Here is a 23605-nt window from a genome sequence, read left to right as displayed (position 1 = left end):
AATAATTCGACATAATAGGGTATTCTGTGAAATAAGTCAGGTTTTATGATACAAAAATCAATCCTTTGTCCACAAATTCCGGTGCCCGGATCATCGAAAAACAGAGGGCTCACAACCCTCTGTTATCCACAATCAGCATATTCAATTTCTGCCACTTCTGCAGCTCCTTTTTCGTGATCAGAAGCTGCTGTTTGAAGTGTTCCGTGTGCTCCTGGGGCGTCAGGGTCACCAGGCACTTAAAGGCGCAGGGCATCAGATCAGCGCTGGAGATACCGCACAAAAGTCCGTCCGTGGAATCCCGGATTTCCAGTGGGTTGAAGATGTAGAGCAAATCCTCCTCCAGGGCGTTGCACTGGTTGACAAAGGAGAATCGGATCAGCATGTCGCTGTAAACCACCTTTCCGGTGTAATAGATCTCGCTGCTCCTGCCCGTGGGCGTCACGGCGCTGATGGATAGGGTGGCCTCGTAGTTGCCCGGGGCATTTTCCTGCTCATAGATATCGATGATCCCGTCCTTCAGCCGCTTATAGCGCCCGTCATAAAAATAGAAATACAAACGTTTCGCTTGAAAGAACGGGCTTTTGGCAGAGTGGTTCGGGGATATTTCCGCGCTTTTGGGCATCGGCGGCCGGACATCCATCAGCTGGCTGGGGCTGACCATCAGCACCTGGGCGATTTCAAACAGTGTCTCCACATCCAGCGTGATCTCGCCGTTTTCGTATTTGCTGACGCTGGCGCGGCTCTTGTGGATCGAGTCCGCAAGCTGCTGCAACGTCATTCCCCTGGCCTTCCGGTACATGCGGATCCGCCCGCCGATGTGTTCGTTCACCTTGCTCATAAGTCCTCCTAAAGTTTCGTTAAAATATACCCTCCCGCACATTTCGTCCGGTCCGTTACCTATCATACACGATCCGGGGATATTTTTCTACTGTGAATAAACTTTTTTGAGAAAAGTTTATTTTAACGAAACTTCTCTTCATTTGCTTTATGACATATTTCTGCTAAACTATTTGAGGTTTTACCCTTGGCAGAACCGGCCAGCTTATGAAAAATGGGGGATTTTTATGGATACCAAAAAGAAAAGCAGTTTCAGCGGATCAATCGGATTTGTACTGTCTGCGGCGGGCAGCGCCGTGGGCGTGGGAAATATATGGCGTTTTCCGTATCTGGCGGCTAAAGACGGCGGCGGCCTGTTTCTGATCATCTACCTGCTGCTGGTGCTGACCTTCGGCTTCACGCTCCTGACCACAGACGTGGCCATCGGCAGAAAGACAAAGCAGAACGCCCTGAAAGCCTTCGGTGTGATCAATCGCAAATGGAAATTTCTGGGATATCTGACTTTCCTGGTCCCGGCTCTGATCATGACCTACTACTCGGTAATCGGAGGCTGGGTCACAAAATACATTGTCACCTACCTGACGGCACGCGGGGCGGATGCGGCCCGGGACGGATATTTCACCGCCTTTATCACTTCCAAGGTCTCGCCCATCTTCTTCATGCTGGCGTTTCTGGCCGCCACGGCATTTATCGTGTACCGCGGCGTGGAGAAAGGAATCGAAAAATTTTCGAAAATCATCATGCCCGGCCTGATCTTTATGATCGTGGGGATCGCGCTGTTTTCCCTCACCCTGAAATACACGGATGCAGACGGAGTCACCCGCACGGGACTGCAGGGGTTGGGCGTGTATATAATCCCGAACCTGGACGGAATCACCGGCAAGCGATTTCTGGAAATCCTTCTGGACGCCATGAGCCAGCTGTTCTTTTCCCTGAGCGTTTCCATGGGAATCATGATCACCTACGGTTCCTATGTGAAAAAAGATGTGGATCTCAACCGCTCCTTAAGCCAGATTGAATTTTTCGACACCGGCGTGGCCTTTTTGGCCGGAATGATGATCATCCCCGCCGTGTTTGGGTTTTCTGGCACCGAAGGTATGGCCTCCGGCCCCAGCCTGATGTTCGTGTCCCTGCCCAAAGTATTTGACGCCATGGGGCGGGCCGGTTCCCTGATCGGTCTGGTATTTTTCATCATGGTGGCCTTTGCGGCGCTGACCTCCTGCATCTCCATCATGGAGACTCTGGTGGCCAACTGCATGGAACTGTTCCACACCTCCAGGCAGAAAATGAGCCTGATCATCGGCCTGATCTTCGCCGGAGCTGCAGCCGTAATCTGCATGGGCTACAATCTCCTCTACTTTGAGCTGCCCCTGCCCAATGGCCAGACCGCGCAGCTTTTGGACCTGATGGACTACATCAGCAACAGCTTCCTCATGCCCTTCATCTCCTTACTGACCTGTATTTTCGTGGGCTGGGTGATCGGGCCTTCCTGGATTGATGAAGAGATGGAGCTGAATGGAACGGTATTTAAACGGAAAAAAATGTATGCGTTTATGATCCGCTACGTGACGCCGGTGATGATGACGGTGCTGTTTTTACAGTCGGCCGGGATTCTCACGGTCATTCGCGGGCTGTTCGGCTGATAGCCGGATTACCGGTTTTTGGAAAAATATAACGCATTTGTCTAAATAAGGAGCTTTTGCAGGTTCAATTTGCAAAAGCTCCTTATTTTGATCGGGTCGGATTTTTATTTGTCTATTTGGACTCCTGATAGTCCGTCACCTCAATCCATTGCAGCTTTCCATTGGAGTGAGTGGCGGTTTTGACCGCCTCGTCGAGGGCGTTGACGTCGCTGTAGGTGATATTGGCAGCGCCTCCCGGCGTCCCGTCCCATTTGGTGGCTTCATACCATTTGTCGTCCACAATGTTGTAGACATAAGGCACGCTCCATCCCGCCGCCGCGCTGGAGTCCGATCTGGCGAAGAGCCACACACACTCCTCTACCGGCCGGGTCCTATCCTTTCCCTGGTAATAAGGCTGAATGGAATAGCTTTCTCCCCGGACGGTCAGCGTAGGCCATTTTCCGTTATATTTTTCAAGAAATGCTTCCCGGATCTGATTGTTGCTTTTGGTGGGATTCTTCTTTAAAAAATCCACCGTGAACTGCCGGTAATCCTCGGTAAAGGTCTGGGATACCTTTATATCCGTATCCTCCCCACCCCCGATAGACGCCCCATGCCGGTCACAGTTAACCTTCACGTAGGATTCCTCCCATTCCACCGAAAACGTCCCACCGGCCGGGCAGCGCGCATCTGATTTTTCCAGAATCGCCTCCGCGCCATCCCGGGTAAAGCCGTCGTCCTCCATCTGCTCCAGAAGAATCTGCCTCAACACGATTTTCCGGTTGGCCTCGCAGACCGTGGCCTTGGTTCGGTCCATCCGGCTGGTGAAAATCGGGACGGATATGGCTACCAGCACCGCTACAATCGCCACCACAATCAACAGCTCCGCCAGCGTGAAGCCCTTTCTCCCTTTTATCGTTTTGTGTCCCATCATACGTCCAATCTCCGCAATCACAGTTTTTACAACCACATATCCTGACAGTATAACACATTCTATGGCCGTTTCGTAACCAAATTTTCCCACTTTTAAAAAAATCAGTACAAAAACATCAGCGCAGGATCCGGTTGAGTTCAAACAGCAGAATTCCCAGATCGATGGGTTTTGCGATATGTGCGGTCATACCGGCCGCCAAAGCCGCCTGCACATCCTCTGCAAATGCGTTTGCCGTCATGGCGATAATGGGGATGTTCCCGGCGTCCTTCCGGTCCAGGCTGCGGATCGCCCGCGCCGCCTCGTAGCCGTTCATATTGGGCATCTGGATATCCATGAGGATGGCGTCGTAGGTCCCCACCGCCGCCTCCTGAAACGCAGCCAGCGCCTGCGCGCCGTCTGAGCGGACCACGGACAGCGCTCCCTGCATCTGAAGCAGCTCGCAGAGGATTTCCGCATTGATCGCATTGTCCTCAGCCACCAGAAAACGGCGGCCGGAAAGCGCGCGCTCCTGCCCTGAATCCTCCGGGTCTCCCCCATATTCCGGTCCAGGTCCGGCGTCAGCCGGTTCAAATTCCAACTCCACCCGGAACGTGCTGCCCATGTGTTCCCTGGTCTCCACGGAAATCTCACCGCCCATAAGGTCGATCAGGCCCTTGGTGATGCTTAAGCCCAGCCCTCCGCCCTCTGCGCGGCCGGAATCCCCGCCGCGGCTGAAGGGTTCAAAAATATGTTCCGCAAATTCAGCGCCCATGCCGATTCCCGTATCCTGCACCACAAACCGGTAGCGCGCCATCCCGGGGGCGCTGCTGGCGGGCAGCTCACCCATCCGAAACTCCACACTGCCCCCTTTCGGGGTGAATTTGACGGCATTTCCCAGAATATTCAGCAGAATCTGGTTGAGACGAAGCGGGTCCCCGAAAATGGTTTCATGGCGGATATGGTTTACATCTGTGCTGAAGCGGATTCCCGAATTCTGCGCCTGCAGCGCGATGATGGAAGAAACCTGCTCCACTAACTCCGGCAGCGCAATTTTCATCCGGTTGAACACCAGGCTGGAACGCTCGATTTTAGCCATGTCCAGCACATTGTTGATCAGGCTGAGCAGATGCCTGGAAGAGAGGGAGATCGTCTGCAGGCAGTCCTCCACCCGCTCCCGGTCCCCGATATGGGCGAACGCCAGCTCCGTCATACCAATCACCGCGTTCAACGGCGTGCGGATATCGTGGCTCATGGCGGAAAGGAAATCGCTTTTCGCCCGGCTGGCCTCCTCGGCCAGCGCCAGCGCTGCCTCCAGCTCTTCCTTCTTCCGGCGCTCCTGGGCCAGCATATCCGTCACATCGGCCCGCACCAGGCAAACCGTCTTGCGGTTCCGGTCACCCCACATGACGCTGATCTGCTTATAGAGAACTTTGCCGTCCGTCTGATAGGGCGCCACGAAATCGTAACCCGCCGGTTCCTCCCTCAGCCGCAGCAGCATGGTCTCTAAGCGGAACTGTTCCTTCACGCGGGTCTCGCCCTCCCGGTCCATATAGAATGAGGCGATAGACTCCACGGTCGACCGGTAGTCGACAAAATAGTATGGAGACAGATTTTCCTGCACGGTCCGTCGGGTAAACATGGTCATGCCGCCGCTCTTGATATCGATAAAGCTGACCAGGTCAAAGGTCAGAGCCAGCACGTTGAGCATGGCCTGCTGCTCCCGGACGGAATCCGTGATATCGGAACGGGCCATGCAGACGCGCCCCAGCCTGAGATCGATGGAGGAAATGGACATGTTCTTGGTCAGAATCTCCTGCTGCTCCCCGAACATGGAGAAATGAAACCAATAGGAATCCTCCCGCCCCAGCCGTTCCAGTATGTACTCCGGGTCCATCAGATTTGCCACCCGCTCCTGGTCCCTGGGCACAACCTGGGTCCGCAGAACCTGTGCCGCCTGCTTTTCATAGCTGCCCTCGTGCAGTTCAGTATCTTCCATTTTTTTACTGCTGCCGAAATTGAGCACCCGGTAAGTTCCCTTAAAGAGGTCCACATCCATCACCAGATCGCAGCCCGCAATGGACAGGCGGCGCGGAATGTACTCCGCCATCACCTGCTCCGTGATATCCGTCATATTGAAGATAACGGTGACATCCTGCTCCCCGGGAACCGACAGCCAATTTATGGCAAACTGTATATACCGCCCCGTCTCCTCCCCGGGCAGGTGTATGAAACACCGAACGGAACGCTCGGCATCCCGTTCCGGGACATCTCCGGCAATGGGCAAATCCAGGCACAAGCCCAGCAGCGCCCTGCGCTCGGCCTCGTCTGCGACAAAGGCGGCCAGTCCCCGAAAGAAAGTGTTTCGGTCTGTGCCGAATCTCTGCCGGAGCCCGGAACCCGTGTGATCGATCAGATCCAGAATCCGGCCGTTTTTTGCGCCATAGTGCCCCACCAGCAGCACGCCGGGGTCGCCCCTGTGGTAATGGCGCAGCAGAAGCTCCCGGTACCGGTCGTAACGCGGCTCCTGCTCCAAATCGGACGCATTACTCCCGCCGGACGGTCCGCTGCCGGCGCTCTCCCCGGATGTGCTGGCTGCGGATTTATGAAAAAGCGCCTCGAATTCTTCGCAGGGCATAGGCTTTGCGTAATAGTATCCCTGCACGAAATCGCAGCCGATTTCCCGCAGCAGTTCCACCTGCTCCCGAGTCTCCACGCCCTCAGCCACCACATCCACCTGCATCCATCTGGCCAGCTGCATGATAAACAGCAGGATGCCCCGGTTCACGGACTGTTCCGACTCATTCTGAAAAAACTTCATATCCAGCTTCAGCACGTCCAGCGGCATCTTGTTGAGCATGTTGAGGGAGGAGTAGCCGCTCCCGAAATCGTCCATCTCGATGATAAATCCCAGGCGCCTCATCTCATCCACCGTGTCAATGATCTGCCGCGGATTTTCCGTGTAGGAACTCTCCGTGATCTCCAGATGAAGCCTGGACGGCTCCAGCTCATATTGATTTACTAATTTTACCAGCACCGCCGCCAGGTCGATATTGTAGATATCCGCCCGGGAGACGTTGACCGACACGGGGATTTGCGGATAGCCCCGCAGGTCCCAGTCGTGCAGAACCGCGCAGGTGTGTTCCCACACATACTGGTCCAGACGGGTGATAAATCCGTTCTTCTCAAACAGGGCGATAAACTCCCCCGGCGGAAGAAATCCCAGCTCCGGGTGAATCCAGCGGACCAGGGCCTCGGCCCCGGAGAGAGACTCGTCCCTGACCCTGTATTTAGGCTGGACATACAACACGAACTGCTCTCCCGCCAAAGCCGCCTCCATGCCGTCCGTGATCGCCTGCTCCCGCAGCAGCTTGCTGCGCAGCGCCTCGTCGTAGGCAGTGTAATATTTGCCGTACCGGCCCTTGATTCGGTTGGCGGCCAGAAGCGCCCGGTCGCACATCTGCTCCACCGATATGCTGCGGTCGTCGATGGCGTAGACTCCCCAGCGGATCACCACATTTTTCATGTTGGTGACTTCGCGAATCTCCGCCTCCGCTCTCTGGAACAGGGCCTGGCTGTACTCCCAGCGCCGCTCTAACAGACAGGCGAAATGATCGGCGTCGATCCGCCCGCAGATGCCCCACGGGTTCACCCGCTCGGACAGCATCTGCGCGATCTTGCGCAGAAGCATATCCCCGGCCGGAATGCCGGAAATATCGTTCACCAGCTTGAAATTTTCAATATTGGAGTAGAGGAGATCGTAGGGCTGATCCGGGTGCAGGGCCAGGGTTTCCTTCACCCGCTGATAGAAGAAAGTTTTCGTGTAAAGGCCGGTCAGCTGGTCGTACTGGGCCAGGCTCAGCATGGCGGAGGACTCCCGGAGCTTGATCTGGCTGGCCACACGGTGCAGAATCACCTGGGAATTGTAGGGCTTGGTCACAAAGTCTGTCGCTCCGTGGGACAGCGCTTCCACCTCGTCCGCCACGCTGTCGGACTGGGTGGTCACGATCACCGGTATGGAGGAAAAGGAAGCATCCGACTGGATGCGGCTTAAAAAGGTGTATCCGTCCATCACAGGCATATTGATATCCAGCAGAATCAGCGCAACGTCGTCCCGGTGGTCCTCCAGCACATCCAGTGCGATCTGCCCGTTTTCCGCCTCCAGAATTTCATAATTTTCTTCCAGGATATTGCCCAGCAGCGCCCGGTTTAATTCATTGTCTTCCACGATCAGAATTTTTCTCTGCAACATAGTTGTTCCCCTTTTCGCCCACGCCGTACTCTCCTGCAAAAGCGGCGGCGGCTATCGGGACGGGCCGGCGCTCTGTGCCAAGCTGATACATGATAGGTATAGTTTAACATAACCGATATTTGAATTCAATCGGGAAAGATGAAAACGCCAAAACGGCGCCCACTGATCCGGCAGGCGCCGCTTTTACTAAATTCCTTCTTCTATCACCTTTTGGAACCACTCAAAGGATTTTTTCCGGGTCCGGGCAAGACTTCCGCTTCCATCGTCCTGCCGGTCCACATAGATAAATCCGTACCGCTTTTTCATTTCCCCCGTGGTGGCGCTGACCAGATCGATGGGCGCCCAGGTCAGATATCCCAGGCATTCCACCCCGTCAAGGCGCACCGCCTTTTTCAATTCCCCGATATGGCGTTCCAGGTAGGCGATCCGGTAGTCGTCCCGGATCGTTCCGTCCGCCTCCACCCGGTCCACCGCCCCCAGTCCGTTCTCGGTCACCAGGACCGGCAGCCCGTAGCGCTTGTATACATAATTCAGTGTGTAGCGCAGACCCACCGGATCGATGGCCCAGCCCCACTTACTCTGTTCCAGATAAGGATTCTGAACGCCGCCGAACAGCGTTTCCTCCGCCCCCTCATCCCCCTCATGATGGGCTACACTGGAGCTGTAATAATTCACCCCGATAAAATCCAGCACTCCCTGCCGGAAGTCCTCTTCGTCCCCGTCCTCCTTCTCCAGCAGAATTCCCGCATTCCGGTATTCCTGCTCCCGGTAGGCCGGAAAGGCGCCTCTGCACATGGCGTCCACCTGGTAGAACTGACGCTCCATCTCCAGGAACGCGTCCATCACATGGTCCGGCGCGCAATCCACCGGATAGACCGGCGTCAGGCCAAACACACAGCCCACCCGGTTCTCCGGATCGATCTCCCGTGCCAGCCGGGCCGCCTTCACCCCGGCCAGCGTCATAAGATAGCCGATCTGCGCCAGTTCCCGGGCCGGGTTTTCCATGCCGCTGTACTTAACGCCGGAAATCATATAGGTAAAGATGTCCGATGCCTCAGTCTGGGGATCCAGATGGTTCATTTCATTGAAGGTGACCCACAGTCTCACCTTGCCCTTCAGAGCCCGGAACATGGTCCCGCAGTATCGCAGGTAGAGATCCACCACCTTCCGGCTGCTCCATCCGCCGTACCGTTCCAACAGACGGAAGGGCAGCTCGAAGTGATAGAGCGTCACAATGGGTTCGATCCCATGGTTTAGCAATTCCTCCGCCACACTCCGGTAATAGGCGATTCCCTCCTCATTGGGCTCCTCATCGTCCCCATTCGGATAGACGCGGGACCAGTCCACGGAAAAACGCAGGCCCGTAAATCCCATCTCGGCGAACAGCTTGATATCTTCCCTGTACCGGTGGTAAAAATCAATCCCCTCATGGGACGGATAGTGTTTTCCCTCCACAATACCGCTGCATATCTCCCGGGGCCGGCCGCAGGCTCCGGCGGTGACCAGATCCATGATTCCCGGCCCTTTACCGCCCTGATTCCATGCGCCCTCGCACTGATGGGCCGCGATGCTGCCTCCCCACAGGAATTTTTCACCAAAATCCATCGATACCCCCTCCTGTCAATAGCCCTTGTCCTTTCGGTTTGGCACGAAATCCCCGGTCTCCACCAGGAAGCGCAGGATTCTCGCCTGAAGCCGTCCTTCGATCTCCCCGTACTCCGCCCGGCCCGCCAGATTCACCAGTTCCTGAGGATCTTCTTCCAGGTCGAAGAGCTGGCCCCGTTCATAGAGCCGGTACACATATTTGTAGCGTTGTTCCCGGACCATAATGGCTTTCGTGTGCTCCGGTCCCTCCTCACACTGGGTGCTGAGCCGCGGCCAGTAGAGTGAATCCGGCCCATGCCCCCGCTCCATGGCCTGAAGCTCGCCGTGAATCCTTCCGCCCTCGCAGAACACGGCGTCCCGGTGGGTTTCCACGCCCGCAAGCACCGGACAGAGGGAACGGCCGAACTGTGTGTAATTTAGCGAAAAGCCCCCAAGCTCCGCCACCGTGGCCGGAATGTCCACCAGCTCCGCCAGAGCCCCGCTGACTCTGGGGCGGCAGTCCGTGCCGGCCGGCGGCTTGATGATCAGCGGAACATTACACTGGCAGTCGTAGAAGGTATTCTGCGCCTTCTCCACCAACCCGTAGTCCCCGGTAAAATCCCCGTGGTCGCTGAAGAAAAACAGCGCGGTGCCGTCGTAGACTCCCGTCTCCTTCATCACCGCCATCAGTTCGCCCAACCGCTCGTCCAGCTGGCTGATCATGTCGTAATAGGTCCCTTTGAGCTCCGCGAACCGCTCCTCGCTCCACCCCTGAAGCCCCTGCTTTTCGTAAATTCCCTTCAGCATAGAGGGCATGCCCTCCCAATTTTCCGGAGTGGGCCTTCGGGCGGGAATATGGCTGCGGTCGGTTCGCCCGTACCAGGGCGGACTGCAGCCGTAGGGCGGATGGGGATTACTCAGGCAGAGAAACAGACAGAAGGGCTTATCCTCTCTCCCCGCCTCACGCCGCTCCCTCAGGTATTGGATGGAATAATCCAGGCAGCTGCGGTCATTGTCGTCCATCTGTTCAGGGCTCACCTTGCCAGCGTAAAAGGAATAGAAATTGTCCCCGGAAGGTTCCCCGCGAAACTGCTTTTCAAACGCCTTGCTTTTCTCCCGGTCCCAGGGATAGGCCCCCGGATAATAACGGTCGCAGTATTTGCTGAAATCCCGGTTTAAGGGAATGACCTCGTCCTTCCCCGCCCAAATCACCTCGTAGCCGTTCATTTTCAGCTGCTCCAACATGGTGGGGTCGTCCTCGTCCAGCAGAAAATGCATGGTCCTATGTCCCTTGGTGTGGGGATACCAGCCGGTCAGCATGCTGCACCGGCTGGGTACGCAGACCGGGTTCTGGCAGTAAGCGTTCTGAAAGGAAACGCCGTCCCCGGCCAGCTTTTCGATGTTGGGACTTGCCGCGCCCTGGGGATTTAAGTGCCCCAGGGCGTCGGCGCGGAGCTGGTCCGCTATGAAAAAAACAAAATTCGGTTTGTTCGCTCTCTCCAATTTACTCCACCCCAAGTTTTTCTTTTTCCAGAAGAGACTTGTCGTACACCTTTACGAAGGGCATGTAGATGAGCACGTCCATCACGACCAGCGCAATGACCAGCAGACCCGCCTTAACATCCATCGTACACAGAATCGCATCCAGCACTCTGGGAGTAGTCCACGGTATGTTGACAAAAATCCTGCCGATGATATTCCACTGCATAAGCAGGAACGTGATCATGGTATTCAGTACGGAACCAAGAATCATGGGCACCATCAAAATAGGATTAAATACCAGCGGTACGCCGAAGGTCAGAGGCTCCGCAATTCCAAAAATAGATGGAACAATTCCTATTTTGCCTACCGTTTTCAACTGAGTCGACTTTGCTACCAGCAAAATGCAGATCGCTAATGCAAAGGCAGAGCCACATCCGCCAATGTTGCCGAAGGCAGTGCGGAACGGAGCCGTGGCGATAGCCGGAAGGGGCTCTCCTGCCGCATAAGCCGCTGCGTTGGCCGTAATGTTGGTCATAAAAAATCCCGATGTAACGCTGTCCGGAACCGCGCTTCCGTAAATTCCAAAAAACCAGAGGAAGTTAATCAAAAACTGAATTGCCATCATGCCGCCCACGCTGTCGACCGCTTTGGCAAAGGGCGTGAACAGGTTCATGATCGCCTGGGGAAGGTTGACGCCGAAAGCGGCTGTCACGCCCTGATCCACAACCAGGAAAGCCACTAATACCACAATCGACGGGATCAGCGCTTCAAAGGGCGCCGTCACCATGGGCGGAACCGTATCCGGAAGCTTGATCTTGATGTTCTTATCCAACAGGAACCGGGTCAGTTCCACGGTCACAATCGCCACCACCATGGCGGCAAACAGGCCTCTGGAACCCAGGTAACGGCTGTTTAAGAACAATCCGCTGGCTCCCTCCACTGCTGCCGGAGGGGCGGCGATGATCAGAAACGACATGGCCGATGTGATCATACAGGACAGCGGTTCCATCTTGTAATTTTTACAGAGATGGTATGTAATCGCAATCACCACATAGATTCCCAAAAGCCCCAGCGTCACATTGTTGGGCAGCTCCAGAATCGCTGCGTATTTGCCCGCCCAGTTGTACCAGGCGGTGAGAAACGATTTTAAAATGCCGCTGGTCGCCTCAAGGGTTGACGCATCCACCGGCGGATACGCCAGGATCAGAGAAATTCCTCCGATAATTGTCAGGGGAATGGTCGCCATCATTCCCTTGGTGATCGCGGTAATGTGCTTCTCCTCCGCGATTTTACCGGCCACAGGCATAATGTGCTCCTGCATCCAGTCCATAAATTTTTGCATTACCCCCTGCTTTGCCATACTTAAGTCCCTCCCCGATTCTATTTGTCCCGGCCCTCGTAGAGCGCCTGTGCCTGCTTTAAGATCTTAGCTCCGTTGCCCATGGCGTAATCCACCGGCGCGATGGAATCCAGGGGCTTGCCGATCTCCGCAGCCTTGCGCAGCAGCTCCTTTTTCTTGTAGGCGATCTGCGGCCCGATCAGGATCACGTCGAAATTCTCCACCACCTCGTCCATGCGGTCAAAGGGATGTGCTTCGATCTTCCAGTCCTTTTGATCCTCCGTGAGCGCCGCCTTCATCTTGTTCATTACCAGGCTGGTCGAGGCGCCCGCCATACACATTAGTAAAATATTCATTGTCCGTCCTCCTTGTCTTTTTTATGAGATAACGCTCTGTAAAGCTCAATCATCTCCGTGATCAGTTCCCTTGCCAGCATGCAATCCATCAGGTGGTCCTGGGCATGGACTCCGATCAGGGAGATCTGATTCATCTCCCCCCGGGCCTCCATCACCAAAAGCTCCGTCTGGATGTCATGGGCCTCCATCACCCACTGGGCCGACTCCTGCATCTTTTTCTGGGCTTCCTCGAACCGTCCCTGCTTCGCCTCCCCCAGCGCCTCGTAAGCCGCGCTGCGGGCCTGCCCCGATTTCACGACCAGAGTCATGATGGTTTCCTCCATACTCATGCGCTCCCGCTCCTTTCAATACTGTATAATTTTTATACTATATTTTTCATAAGCAAACCTTACCACATTGGAAAAACAAAGTCAATCCTTCGAAAAATTGCCATTTTTCCGCTGTGTATACGGTGGTTTCCCCTGTGTATTGCATGGTTTTCGAAATAGCCGTCTTATACACTAATACACTAAATACATATTCATTCATTTCAATGGGAAGTGTATGATGAACTGCCTAAAAACCGATACACAAAAGAAACTCTGCCTCCAAATTTATACGCAAAGATTATTTATTAATTTTTCTTATAAATAATGCCGTATCATACAAAAATAGCGGACAAAGGAGTGCACCTCTGTCCGCTGTCCAAAAACCATTCAATTTTCGCTTTTTCTGCCCCTCAGAATATACAGGATGTGGGCGTACTCATTGTCATCCACCCGAATGTGGAAGGCCTCCTCCAGTGGCACCATACATGCCCTCAGCTTTCCGTACAGCTCCCGGTTTTCCTTGAGCAGCTCCGCCTTGTGAAGGTTCACCGGCGTCTCCTCCCCGCCGATCATCCGGTTGATCCCGCAGGCCAGATGGACGCTTAAGCCCACCCGTTTTTCCGGCGGCAGCGGGCTTCCCAGAACCTCCTCCATCTCCGACACCAGGGACGGGACCCAGCGCTTGACCTGATCCGGCCCGAAATACTGTAAGCCCTCCGCCAATTCCATGATAATCCGGTCGTTTTCCTCTTCCTCCGCCTCCCCGGGAATATCCGCCCGCAGCAGAAGCTTCAGCTTTTCCTGGGGACATTCCAGCACTTTCGTGACCGGAATGAAGGGAATATCCAGCAGCTGCGGGTCAAATGCGCCCACGGTGCAGAGTATGTGGTGCTTTTCATGGATTCGGTTGATCTCATTTAACAGCTCCTCCCGCCCAGAAATGGCCAGCGGGATAAAGGACACATTGTCCCAATGAACCTTCTTTTCCAGATACCGCTTGATCTGGACCGCCCCGCCCTCTCCGCTCATGCACAGGGTGATGATCACGTTCCCGGACCGGGGGCGGTAATAGGCGTCGTCCCGCAGCATGGGCAGCGTGTGGTAGCGCTCCAACAGGGACGAGTAGGCGGCGTCCAGATCCGGCTCTAGCATCACCTTGCGGCAGCAGTCCAGGGCCAGAGCCGTAAAGGGGAAGGCGATGGCGCGGATGGGAATCTTCGTCTCCGCGCAGACCATCTCAATCATCTGCCTCATGGACCCCATGTCATAGAGCGCCAGGATTCCTGCGCCGCGGTTCCAGTCCGACAGGGCCTGTTTCAGCTCGGGATACGCCTCCCGGGTGCTCTTGCTCAAGGGCAGATCGTAATACCCCACCTCCGTTCCGCTGAGGCTCTGGATCACCTGGGCCATGGACGAAGCCACGTGTTCCCCGTGCATGGCGATGAACAGGAGCGGATGGGGCTGCGCCCCCGCCATGCCGCCCCGGTCGCAGATAAACATGGTCAGGAACACCACCTCGTCGATGGGAAGGCGGGTGGAAAACTCCTTCTCCAGACGTCCGGCGAATTTCACCGCCAAAGCGTACTCCTCCTTGTACTTTCCGATCATCTCCATGATCCGGTCGGAGGACAGCTCCCGCCGCTTCTCCCCCTCGCACAGAGCCGCATTCAGGTGCAGGCACAGGCCGTAGAACACGGACACCGGGTACACCCGGTTGAAATCCCGGGCCGCCTGGTCCAGAAACTCCGTCACCAGCTCCATGATCCTGGGGTTTACCATCTTGGAGAGCTGCTCCTTGTCCGCCACCTTTGAAACCAGGCTGTTGTTGTACTTCTTAAACTCATTTTCGATATCAATACCAATGATGGTGTTAATATCTTCCCAGGCCAGCCCTCTCTCCTTCAATTCCTGCATCCGCTCCTCAATCCACTCATAGATCGAGAAACCGCCCAGCCTGCGGACCTCCTCCGCCCTGGTGTGCACGTCCTGGTTTTCCGAGAACACATAGCGGACGTTCTCCTTGATCAGCTCCTTTAAATCCGCCTTGCGCCGCTTGTACTCCAAAAGCCCCGAGCGCACCTCGTTGGGGAAATCCGACATAGCGAGGCGGATTTCCTTCTGATCCGCCTTCAGCCCCCTGACATAGGCGTTGGCGCAGGCGATCCGGATATCGTTGCGCAGCTGCTTGACCTGCCGGGGACAGCGGTATAAAAGCAGGGCGACCAGAATCTCCGACGTCAGGCTCAGGGCGTGACCGCTCCCGGCCGCCTCCCTGGTCAGAAAACGGCGGATCAGGCCAAAGCGCTCGGCCGGCGGCCGTTCCTCCAGAGGCGGCAGGGAAATGGTCACCGAAAACCGGCTCTTGAAGGGTTCCAAAAGCTCGCCGGCCGCCGTCTCCTCCACCGCGCAGACCACGGTGGTCCGAAGGTTGCATCTGCGCCCCTGCCAGATCCGGTAATTGTTCTCCACCAGGGACAAAAGACCGCTCTTGGCCGCCGGGGGCAGCATTTCCCCGTGGTCGATAAACAGAATCCCATCCTCCGCCTGTTCCAGGAACGAGGTCTTTCCCTCGATCCCGCCGAAGATCTCAACGGTCAGCTGCTCCGGCCGGTCCGCAAAATGGGCGCAGTTGATCTTTACAAAGGGCGCTTCCGGCTCCAGCGCGTAATTCTCCGTGGCAAAGCGATGGATCATCTGCGCAAAACAGCTCTTTCCACTTCCGCCCGGTCCGGTGAGAAGGCAGTGCAGGCTGTGCTGCGGGTAGAGCATGGCCGCCTTGGCCAGCTGGACGCTCTGGCGCAGGCTTCCGTCATACCCAACAAGCTCGGAAAAGCAGGACTCGTCCCCCGTCTTGGCCTGTCCCCCGGCCAGGCGGTAGAGCACCGGCCGCCCGGCGCTCTTCTCCACCAGGCCCTCCCGCACCAGAGCGTTTAAAATCGCGCTGAGGTTGGTCCGCTGCATATCCAGGCGCTTTGAGAGATACTGGGTGGTCACGCCCCCATTCTCCTCCCCCGCACACTGGCGCAGCAGGTCCAACACCATGTTTTTATTGCTTTTCATCGGAATCCTCCTCCGTTTTCCACAGAGAGCGCTCTCGCAGGCTCTGCACGTGCTTTTTTGCTTTCCCTATTATACCGTATCCGTTCCGTCTTTACAATTCCATCATGGCCGGAATCTGTCCGCACGTTTCCTCTCCGCGCAAAAAGGTGCCGTCAAACACCCCAGCGGCATTCGACGGCACAAAATAAAACGATCCGGTTTTTAGCGAACACCGGCTCCTACTTCAGAGTCGCCTGGATTAATTCCTTATGGCTCCCCGACTTTGCCAGCTCCTTGACACGGTCCAAATCAAGTCCCATGGCCCTGGTGATCCGCGTCCCGTACTCCTCGTCCGCCCAGAAACAGTGTACCGCGTGACGGTATTTGATATTGTCTGTGACGGGAGCGATATTGCGGGCCGTATTCTCAATCAGCAGCTCCCGCTTGTCCTCCGTCATGATTCTCCACAAATCACCGCCGGCCCGGAAACAATCGTCCGTTGGGTCATCCTGGGGATCGTAAGCGTACATGGCGCCCGATAAATCCAGAGGCGGTTCCATGACATCCGGCTGAGCCGCCCAGTCTCCCATGCTGTTGGGCGAATAGGCCGGAGCGCCTCCGTAATTGCCGTCGGTCCGCATAAAACCGTCCCGGTGGTAATCGTGGACTTCGACTTTTGCCCGGTTGACCGGTATCTGATTATAGTTGACACCCAAACGATATCTCTGTGCATCGCCATACACAAACAGTCTGCCCTGAAGAAACTTATCCGGTGAGAAACCGATTCCGGGAACCACGTGGGCCGGCGTAAACGCAGACTGTTCAACCTCCGCAAAGTAGTTTTCCGGATTGCGGTTCAGTTCCAGCACGCCCACCTTGTGAAGCGGAAACTCCTTATGGCGCCAGATTTTTGTGATATCAAATGGGTTTTCATAGTGGTTTCTGGCCTGCTCTTCCGTCATAATCTGGACGTACATGGTCCAGCGCGGATAATCTCCCTTTTCAATCGACTCGTACAGGTCCCGACCATGGCTTTCCCGGTCCTTGGCGATCAACTCCTCCGCTTCCTGGTCCGTAAGGTTTTTAATACCCTGTTGGGTGATAAAATGGAATTTACACCAGAAGCGCTGGTTATCCTGATTGTAAAAGCTGAATGTATGCTCCCCATACAGATTCATATGGCGGAAGGATGCGGGAATCCCGCGGTCGGACATGACGATGGTCGTTTGGTGGAAGGTCTCCGGCAGCAGCGTCCAGAAGTCCCAGTTATTCTGGGCGGAGCGCAGCCCGGTTCTCGGATCGCGTTTCACCGCGCGGTTCAAATCCGGGAAATTATGTACGTCCCGTAAAAAGAAGGTCGGGGTATTATTTCCAACCAGGTCCCAGTTTCCTTCGTCGGTATAAAATTTGATCGCCACGCCCCGGATATCACGTTCAGCGTCGGCGGCTCCCCGTTCACCGGCCACAGTGGAGAATCTGACAAAAAGGTCTGTTTTGGCTCCCTTTTGCAGCACTTTTGCTTTTGTCCACTGGGAGATATCGTCCGTACATTCAAACGTGCCGTAAGCTCCCCAGCCCTTGGCGTGCATACGTCTCTCCGGAATCACTTCCCGGTCAAAGTGCGCCAGCTTTTCCATGAGCCACACATCCTGCATCATCACAGGACCTCTCGGACCGGCAGTCAGAGAATGCTCGTTCTCCGCCACAGGCGCTCCGGCTTCATTGGTAAGTTTCATTGATTTTAAGTCCATAAGCCCCTCCTTCACAATTTTTATTAATTTTATTATATTCCGGCGGGACATATATGTCAAAAACTATTTATAGATATTGCATATTTGCAAATACAATTTGTGCAGAAATTCTCAATTTTTTACAAAATTACCCCGAGAAACGGATAAGTCGCCGTCTCCCGGGGTAATGAATCGTTACAGTCCCAAATACGCCTTCCAGCGGTTGCACATCCCCACGGCCTCCTCCTGGGTCCGCATCTCGCAGAAGATTCTCAGCAAAGGCTCCGTGCCGGAGAATCTGGCGCTGACCCAGCCGTCGTCCGCAAAATAAACCTTGCAGCCGTCCTCATAGGACACGTGGTCCACCTGGAAACCGGCCATGTCGGGAAGGCCCTTCTCCTCAAAGAGAAGGCGCAGCATCCGCTCCCGGTCCTTCTCGGCAAACCGGAAGGACCGCTCCTCCATGTACCGCTCGCCGCAGAGCCCGTTGGCAATCTTGATCAGCTCCGACAGCTTTTTCCCGGTGACGGCCACCATCTCCACCAGCAGGGAGGCGGCGTAAACGCCGTCCTTGCCGTTGATGTGTCCGGCCACCGTCAGTCCGCCGGAGGACTCACCGCCCAGGATGGCCCCGGTCTCGGACATTTTGGCGGAAATATACTTAAAGCCCACCGGCACCTCATAACAGATTTCCCCGTAACGCTTAGCGATGGCGTCCAGGCGGTGGGTGGTGGAAAGGTTGCGGACCACCGGCCCGTTCCATTTCTTATATTCCTTCAGGTAATAATAGAGCAGCACCAGAATGTCGTTGGGATGGAGGAACTCGCCCTTGTCGTCGATCACGCCCAGGCGGTCCGCGTCTCCGTCGGTGGCGATTCCCAGGTCACAATACTTGTCCACCACGAAATTCTGCAGAAGGCCCAGAGTGTCCCGCGCCGGAGCGGGCATCCTGCCGCCAAACAGCGTGTCGTGCTCCTGATGGATCACGTTGAAATCGCAGCGGCCGGAAATCAGGATGGTGCTGAGGGCCGTCTCGCTGACTCCGTACATGGGATCCAGTGCGATCCGCAGATGGGCCTGTTTGATGGCCTCCATGTCGATTTTCTCCATGATATCGTCCAGATACTCGTTCATGGGATAGAACTCGCGGACAAGGCCGCGGCTCACCGCCTCCCCATACTCGATCTTCCGAATATCCTCCGGCTTTACCTGCCCGATAAATCGCTCGATATCCGCAGTCTGCACCTCGTCCGCATCCCGGCCCCCGGAGGTAAACACCTTGATGCCGTTATAAAGGGCGGGGTTGTGGCTGGCCGTCACCATCATGCCGTAGGGGTAACCGTGCTTCATCACATAGTACATGATCAGCGGGGTGGGTACGGAGCGGTTGACAAAGTGGCAGACGATCCCCTCCGCCGTCAACACCTCGCAGCTCCACATCACCGCTTCCTTGGACAGGAAACGGCGGTCATAACCGATCACCAGCCCCTGGTCCGCAACCTGCTCCGCTTTCATTTTGTCTGCCATGGCTTTTGCCAGAATGCAGATATTTTCCCTGGTGAAATCATCACCGATGATAGCTCTCCAGCCACCGGTTCCAAATTTTATCATACGCTCACAATCCTTTCATCCTCTCCGGAGAAAGCCCGCCCCGACGGGCGGGCCCTGCTCCGCGCTCTCATATCTGATGCGGCTACTCTGCCGCCGCCTTCACCGCTGAATCTTTGTGAAAATGGCTCAGGAGCTTATCCCTCCGTTTTTTCCGTTTCTCCTTCAGTTCCAGCCGTTCGCCTAAGTCTCGGCCGCCCACGCCGTAAACCAGATACAGGATCAGGCCGGAAACCAGCATGATGAATACCGTGGAAGCGCAGCGGCGTCCCGAAGCGTTGACATTATAGCCGTACAGCCCTTCCTCCTCGCACATGCTCTGGATGATCATGGCATAGGTGGTGCCGTGGGAGCTGGCAAAGGTTGCGGACATGTCGTACTCTGTAAACAGAGCGTTGAAGTTCAGGGCGAACACCGCCAGAACGCTGGGCAGGATAATGGGCAGTTTCACCTTTAAGAAAGTCAGAACACTGCTGGCGCCAAGATTCTTGGCCGCGTCCTCCAACTCCTCGTCGATGGCATAAAAGGCCGCCTTAATCATACGGATGGAGAACGGCAGCTTCACCACCGTGTAGGCCAGAATAATCAGCAGCCTGACCCGGTCCGCATAATACAGGTTGTTATTTCCCACATACCACACAGTATCGCTGTTGAAGAAGGTGCGGTAGGAATAACAGATCAGGATGGTGGGCAGCAGCCACGGGAACAGCAGGCAGTATTCCACGATCACTCCGCGTTTTTTGTTCCGGTTCTTAAAGATATAGTTGCAGGCCAGAACCACGATCAGGCAGGCCAGAAGGGCCGCGATGGCGGACATGATAAAGCTGAGTTTGATACCGCCAAGGGTCGCCTCGTTGGAGAACAGTCCTGAGATGGATCCCTTTCTCACCTTGTAGGTCCCCCGGGAGGTCAGATACTCGTAGTCCTGGGTGCCAAAGAAGTTGATCAGCGTCCAGTCCGACAGATCCAGGCGTTTCATCCGAATCGCCCCGTAGGTCTGGAACGCGAACACCACGATCATCACCACCGGCGTCATGTAGATGATGAACAACACATAGGCGTAAATATGGGCCAGTATATTACCCACCGGACTGCTGATCTTCTGCTTCTGGAGCTTCGCCTTGGTCTTGGAAACGGACAGGTAGTGCCCCTTCCGCTCGTAGGCTGACAGAACAGCCAGCAGCACGATGGTGAACATGGCCAGAATGATGGAAAGCAGAGCCGCGCGGGCCTGGGGAAACGCCTCGTCGGCGATGGAGGAACCGGCCAGACGGACGATCTCCGGGTTGATGGAGTCATATCCCAACAGGGTCGGAGCCGACATAGCGCACAGACCGGTGATAAAGGTCATAACCGTCAGGGAAAACATGGTGGGGATCAGGGTGGGGAAAACCACCTTCCACAGCACCGCAAAGGGCTTCGCGCCCATGTTCCGGGCCGCCTCCACCGTGTTGTAGTCGATTCCCCGGATGGCGTTTCTGAGGAACAGCACGTGGTTGCTGGTACAGGCAAAGGTCATGGTGAACAGCACCGCGTTGAAGCCGGAAAACCAGTTGGGATTAATGCCGGGAAACGCGTTGACCAGCGCGCTGGTGATGATTCCGTTCCGGTCGTACAGGAACAGATAGCCGGTAACCAGGGCAACGCCGCTGTAGATCAGCGTGGTCATATAACCCAGGCGCAGGATTTTGGCGCCTTTGATATCAAAGTATTCGGTCAGCAGCACGATGGAAACGCCCACCACGTTGACCGTGATCACCAGCAGCACGGCCAGCTTCAGGGAATTCCACACATACTTGCTCATATTACCGGCAAAGAAAAACCGGACCACCGCCCAGGGATCGATCTCCCCGGCAGCGTTTTTGGTGGTAAAAATGCTGGTCAGGGTGTTTAAACAGGGCAGGAGCATAAAGCCAAAGAACAGATAGGCGAAAAATGCAAAGCCCACCAGCCGGAAGATCGTCTCCGGCCCAAACCCCTTGGAACCTTTCTTTTTCATAGCCACACCCCCTACTCTTTCCCGTCCGCGGGATACGCCATGATATCCTTCGGATTCATAACCGCCGTCACGGTCTCGCCCGCCTCGTAAATATTCACGCCGTCGTTTTTCTCAATGACCTTGATCACTTCCGAGCCCAGGTTGATGTAATATTTGATATACAGGCCGTAGTATTCCATCTGCTCCACCACGCCCTCAAAGGTCATGTCGCCGGCCTTGGGAGGAACGTTCACATGGATGCGCTCCAGGCGGATGTAGTTGTGGTTGGCCGGGCTTAAATCCGCCCCATGGGCGATCATCTCGTTCACCACCTCGTCCGACAGGCGGTTGATATCCCCAATGAAGTTGCAGACAAACTCCGTGTCCGAGTGATTGTAGATTTCGTTGGGGGTGCCGATCTGCTCGATGCAGCCCTTGTTGAACACGGCGATCCGATCGGACAGCGTCAGCGCCTCCTCCTGGTCATGGGTCACGTAAATGGTCGTGATTCCGAACTCCTTCTGCATCTTCTTGAGTTCGTTTCTCAGCTGGACGCGAAGCTTGGCGTCCAGGTTGCTTAACGGTTCATCCATGCAGATGATGGCCGGGTCCGTCACCAGCGCCCGGGCGATGGCCACGCGCTGCTGCTGTCCGCCGGAGAGCTGGGAGACGGCTTTCATCAGCTGTTCGTCGGTCAGATCCACCTTTTGGGCAATGCTGCGGACCTTCTTGTCGATCTCCGGCTTTTTCATCTTTTTCACCTTCAGGCCGAAGGCGATGTTGTCGTACACGGTCATGGTCGGGAACAGGGCGTAACTCTGGAACACGATGCCGATGTTGCGCTCCTCGATGGGCACGTGGGTGATGTCCTTCCCGTTGGCCAGCACAGACCCCTCCACCGGCTCAATGAAACCGGTCAGAGTTCTAAGCGTTGTGGTTTTGCCGCAACCGGAAGGTCCAAGGAAGGTGAAGAATTCCCCCTCTTTCACATGTACATTAATATTGTGCAGGGCCGTGAAATCCCCAAACTTGACTACGATATCATTGAGCCTGATCATAAGTGGCAACTCCTTTTCTCGTGATAGAAGGATAGCGAACCGGTTGCCCGGCTCGCCATCTGATTTGTCATCTGGTAACAGTTATCCGTTCTTACTGCGCTGCGGCCTGTGTCAGGGTAGCCCAGTCGAGGCTGTCCCACTGAGGCTCTGCTGCCGCGCCATTGGCATCGGCCCAGTAGAAGCCCAGGTTGGTCATGATGTTGGTCCACTCGCCGGAGTGCTCCGCCACATACTCAGCGTAAGTCATATCGGTTCCCTCTACCTTGGACAGGGCAAAGTTTTTCAGGGTATAGATTTCCGGAATGCCGTCCGGATACAGAATCGCTGCTGCTGCCTGGTTGCAGGGATAGGAGTCGAATTCCTCGCCCCATGCCGCCTGAACGTCTGCAGATCCGAACCACTCTGCGAATGCCTTAACCGCCTCGGTCTGCTCCTCGGTACGGTCCGCTTTATCCAGAATGCCGATGTACTCGGCAATGTAATAGGTGCCGTCGTCAATGTCCACTAACGCCCAGTTCTCCGGCTGCATGGTTCCTAACAGCGGTTTGTCGGAGCTCTCCGCAGCGGCATCGATCTTGCCGTACAGGGAGGAGGAGTAGAAGGTGGAAACCTGAACTTCGCCCTTGTTTAACGGGTCAAAGCCGTACTTATAGTCGTCGCCGCCGCTCTTGCCCTCTTCGCAGTATTTCCACAGCATCTTCCAGCCGTCTACGGAAACGCCGCCCGCCGGTGAAGACGGATCGATGAAGGAGTAAAGCATCGCGGAGTTGATATTCGCGTTGGTGGTTCCGCCGACCTTGTTCTGACGGTACCAGGTGTAGCCGCAGTCAACCAGATCGGACCAGTGTTTGAAGTGAAGCTCCTGACCGTTGGTCCCCAGCTCGTCGTTCCGGTAAAGCATCAGAACGTTCTGGATTACCAGGCCGTAAGCCTTACCCGGATAAGCGTATTCGCCTACCTCGCCGGACCAGGAAGGAGTCCAGTCGATCACGGACAGGTTCTCATATTTTCCATTTACCAGCTGGCTCCAGCGGGTCTCGTTGAGGCCGAACAGGATGTCGCCGTCCTTGTTCTCGTTGGCGGCCTGAATTGCGGCCGTGTCGCCGGAAATAACGCTGTTGTCATCGATGGAAATGCTGAATCCGGCATCCTTTGCCGCATTGATCAGCCAGGTGGTGCGCTCGGTGGAGTTGGAGTTGGAATAAATGCGGATGGTGTAATCGGAATAATCCTTATCTTCCGCCTTCTCCTCTTCCTTCGGTGCCTCCGTGCCGGCGGCAGCGCTTGTCTCCGTCTTCTGAGCCTCCGATGCCGGAGCCGCAGGGGCTTCTTTCTTTCCGCAGCCTGCCAGCGCGGTGGCGGCCATTGACAGGGAAAGCAGTACAGCTAATGTCTTTTTCATATTACCTCTCCTTTTCTAAGATTTTGTTACCAAGTATCTTATAACAATTATTATATAGGCTCTGCCCCCGGATAGGAACCCGACAAAACTGCAATAATTC

At 55.6% G+C, this 23605-nt stretch carries 15 protein-coding genes; 1 reads left to right on the top strand and 14 read right to left on the bottom strand.

The features are described 5' to 3' along the window. Window positions 1-109: 109 nt before the first annotated feature. Entirely contained in the window at window positions 110-838 is a 729-nt protein-coding gene (locus tag ACK2JC_RS28385) for a helix-turn-helix domain-containing protein (protein ID WP_107435458.1), read from the bottom strand. A gap of 226 nt (window positions 839-1064) precedes the next feature. On the opposite strand from ACK2JC_RS28385, the gene ACK2JC_RS28380 reads away from it, so the two are divergent. Further along, on the top strand, window positions 1065-2480 hold the full coding sequence (locus ACK2JC_RS28380) for a sodium-dependent transporter (RefSeq protein WP_320937287.1): 1416 nt from the start codon (window positions 1065-1067) through the stop codon (window positions 2478-2480). Window positions 2481-2592: 112 nt separating this feature from the next. On the opposite strand, the gene ACK2JC_RS28375 is transcribed toward ACK2JC_RS28380, so the two are convergent. The 13 genes from ACK2JC_RS28375 to ACK2JC_RS28315 all read right to left on the bottom strand — a co-directional run bounded on the left by ACK2JC_RS28375 (window position 2593) and on the right by ACK2JC_RS28315 (window position 23505). Further along, the gene (locus tag ACK2JC_RS28375; RefSeq protein ID WP_276850879.1) at window positions 2593-3393 is read right to left on the bottom strand and encodes a prepilin-type N-terminal cleavage/methylation domain-containing protein; all 801 of its coding nucleotides are present in this window, start codon (window positions 3391-3393) and stop codon (window positions 2593-2595) included. A 115-nt stretch (window positions 3394-3508) separates the two neighbouring features. Further along, the gene (locus ACK2JC_RS28370; protein ID WP_368270651.1) at window positions 3509-7621 is read right to left on the bottom strand and encodes an EAL domain-containing protein; all 4113 of its coding nucleotides are present in this window, start codon (window positions 7619-7621) and stop codon (window positions 3509-3511) included. A gap of 186 nt (window positions 7622-7807) precedes the next feature. Beyond that, complete coding sequence (locus ACK2JC_RS28365; protein WP_276850883.1) at window positions 7808-9226, bottom strand: glycoside hydrolase family 1 protein; 1419 nt, start codon at window positions 9224-9226, stop codon at window positions 7808-7810. Window positions 9227-9241: 15 nt separating this feature from the next. Next, the gene (locus ACK2JC_RS28360; RefSeq protein WP_320937288.1) at window positions 9242-10708 is read right to left on the bottom strand and encodes a sulfatase-like hydrolase/transferase; all 1467 of its coding nucleotides are present in this window, start codon (window positions 10706-10708) and stop codon (window positions 9242-9244) included. 1 nt (window position 10709) lies between these two features. Then, window positions 10710-12047, bottom strand: a complete 1338-nt coding sequence (locus ACK2JC_RS28355; RefSeq protein WP_092360653.1) for a PTS sugar transporter subunit IIC — start codon at window positions 12045-12047, stop codon at window positions 10710-10712. Window positions 12048-12067: 20 nt separating this feature from the next. Next, window positions 12068-12382 (bottom strand): PTS sugar transporter subunit IIB, encoded by a 315-nt coding sequence (locus ACK2JC_RS28350; RefSeq protein WP_024734634.1) that lies wholly within the window; start codon window positions 12380-12382, stop codon window positions 12068-12070. Next, window positions 12379-12711: a PTS lactose/cellobiose transporter subunit IIA gene (locus ACK2JC_RS28345; protein WP_276953032.1), complete on the bottom strand. Its 333-nt coding sequence runs from the start codon at window positions 12709-12711 to the stop codon at window positions 12379-12381. Before ACK2JC_RS28345 ends, ACK2JC_RS28350 begins: the two co-directional genes overlap by 4 nt. 366 nt (window positions 12712-13077) lie before the next feature. Beyond that, window positions 13078-15750, bottom strand: coding sequence for a PRD domain-containing protein (locus ACK2JC_RS28340; RefSeq protein WP_320937289.1), 2673 nt, complete (start codon window positions 15748-15750; stop codon window positions 13078-13080). Between the two features lie 218 nt (window positions 15751-15968). Then, a complete protein-coding gene (locus ACK2JC_RS28335; protein ID WP_107435449.1) occupies window positions 15969-17480 on the bottom strand; it encodes a catalase in 1512 nt (503 codons plus the stop codon). A gap of 174 nt (window positions 17481-17654) precedes the next feature. Continuing rightward, entirely contained in the window at window positions 17655-19070 is a 1416-nt protein-coding gene (locus ACK2JC_RS28330) for a phosphoglucomutase/phosphomannomutase family protein (RefSeq protein WP_411338233.1), read from the bottom strand. Window positions 19071-19152: 82 nt separating this feature from the next. Next, entirely contained in the window at window positions 19153-21066 is a 1914-nt protein-coding gene (locus ACK2JC_RS28325; protein ID WP_227167390.1) for an ABC transporter permease, read from the bottom strand. An 11-nt stretch (window positions 21067-21077) separates the two neighbouring features. Continuing rightward, window positions 21078-22103, bottom strand: a complete 1026-nt coding sequence (locus tag ACK2JC_RS28320; protein ID WP_092360658.1) for an ABC transporter ATP-binding protein — start codon at window positions 22101-22103, stop codon at window positions 21078-21080. A 91-nt stretch (window positions 22104-22194) separates the two neighbouring features. Further along, the gene (locus tag ACK2JC_RS28315; protein WP_107435447.1) at window positions 22195-23505 is read right to left on the bottom strand and encodes an extracellular solute-binding protein; all 1311 of its coding nucleotides are present in this window, start codon (window positions 23503-23505) and stop codon (window positions 22195-22197) included. Between the last annotated feature and the right edge of the window lie 100 nt (window positions 23506-23605).

Source organism: Enterocloster lavalensis, assembly GCF_046603895.1.
Taxonomy (GTDB): Bacteria; Bacillota; Clostridia; order Lachnospirales; family Lachnospiraceae; genus Enterocloster; species Enterocloster lavalensis.
The sequence above is the reverse complement of the archived record's forward strand: the minus strand, read 5'-3'. Positions and strand labels throughout refer to the sequence as shown.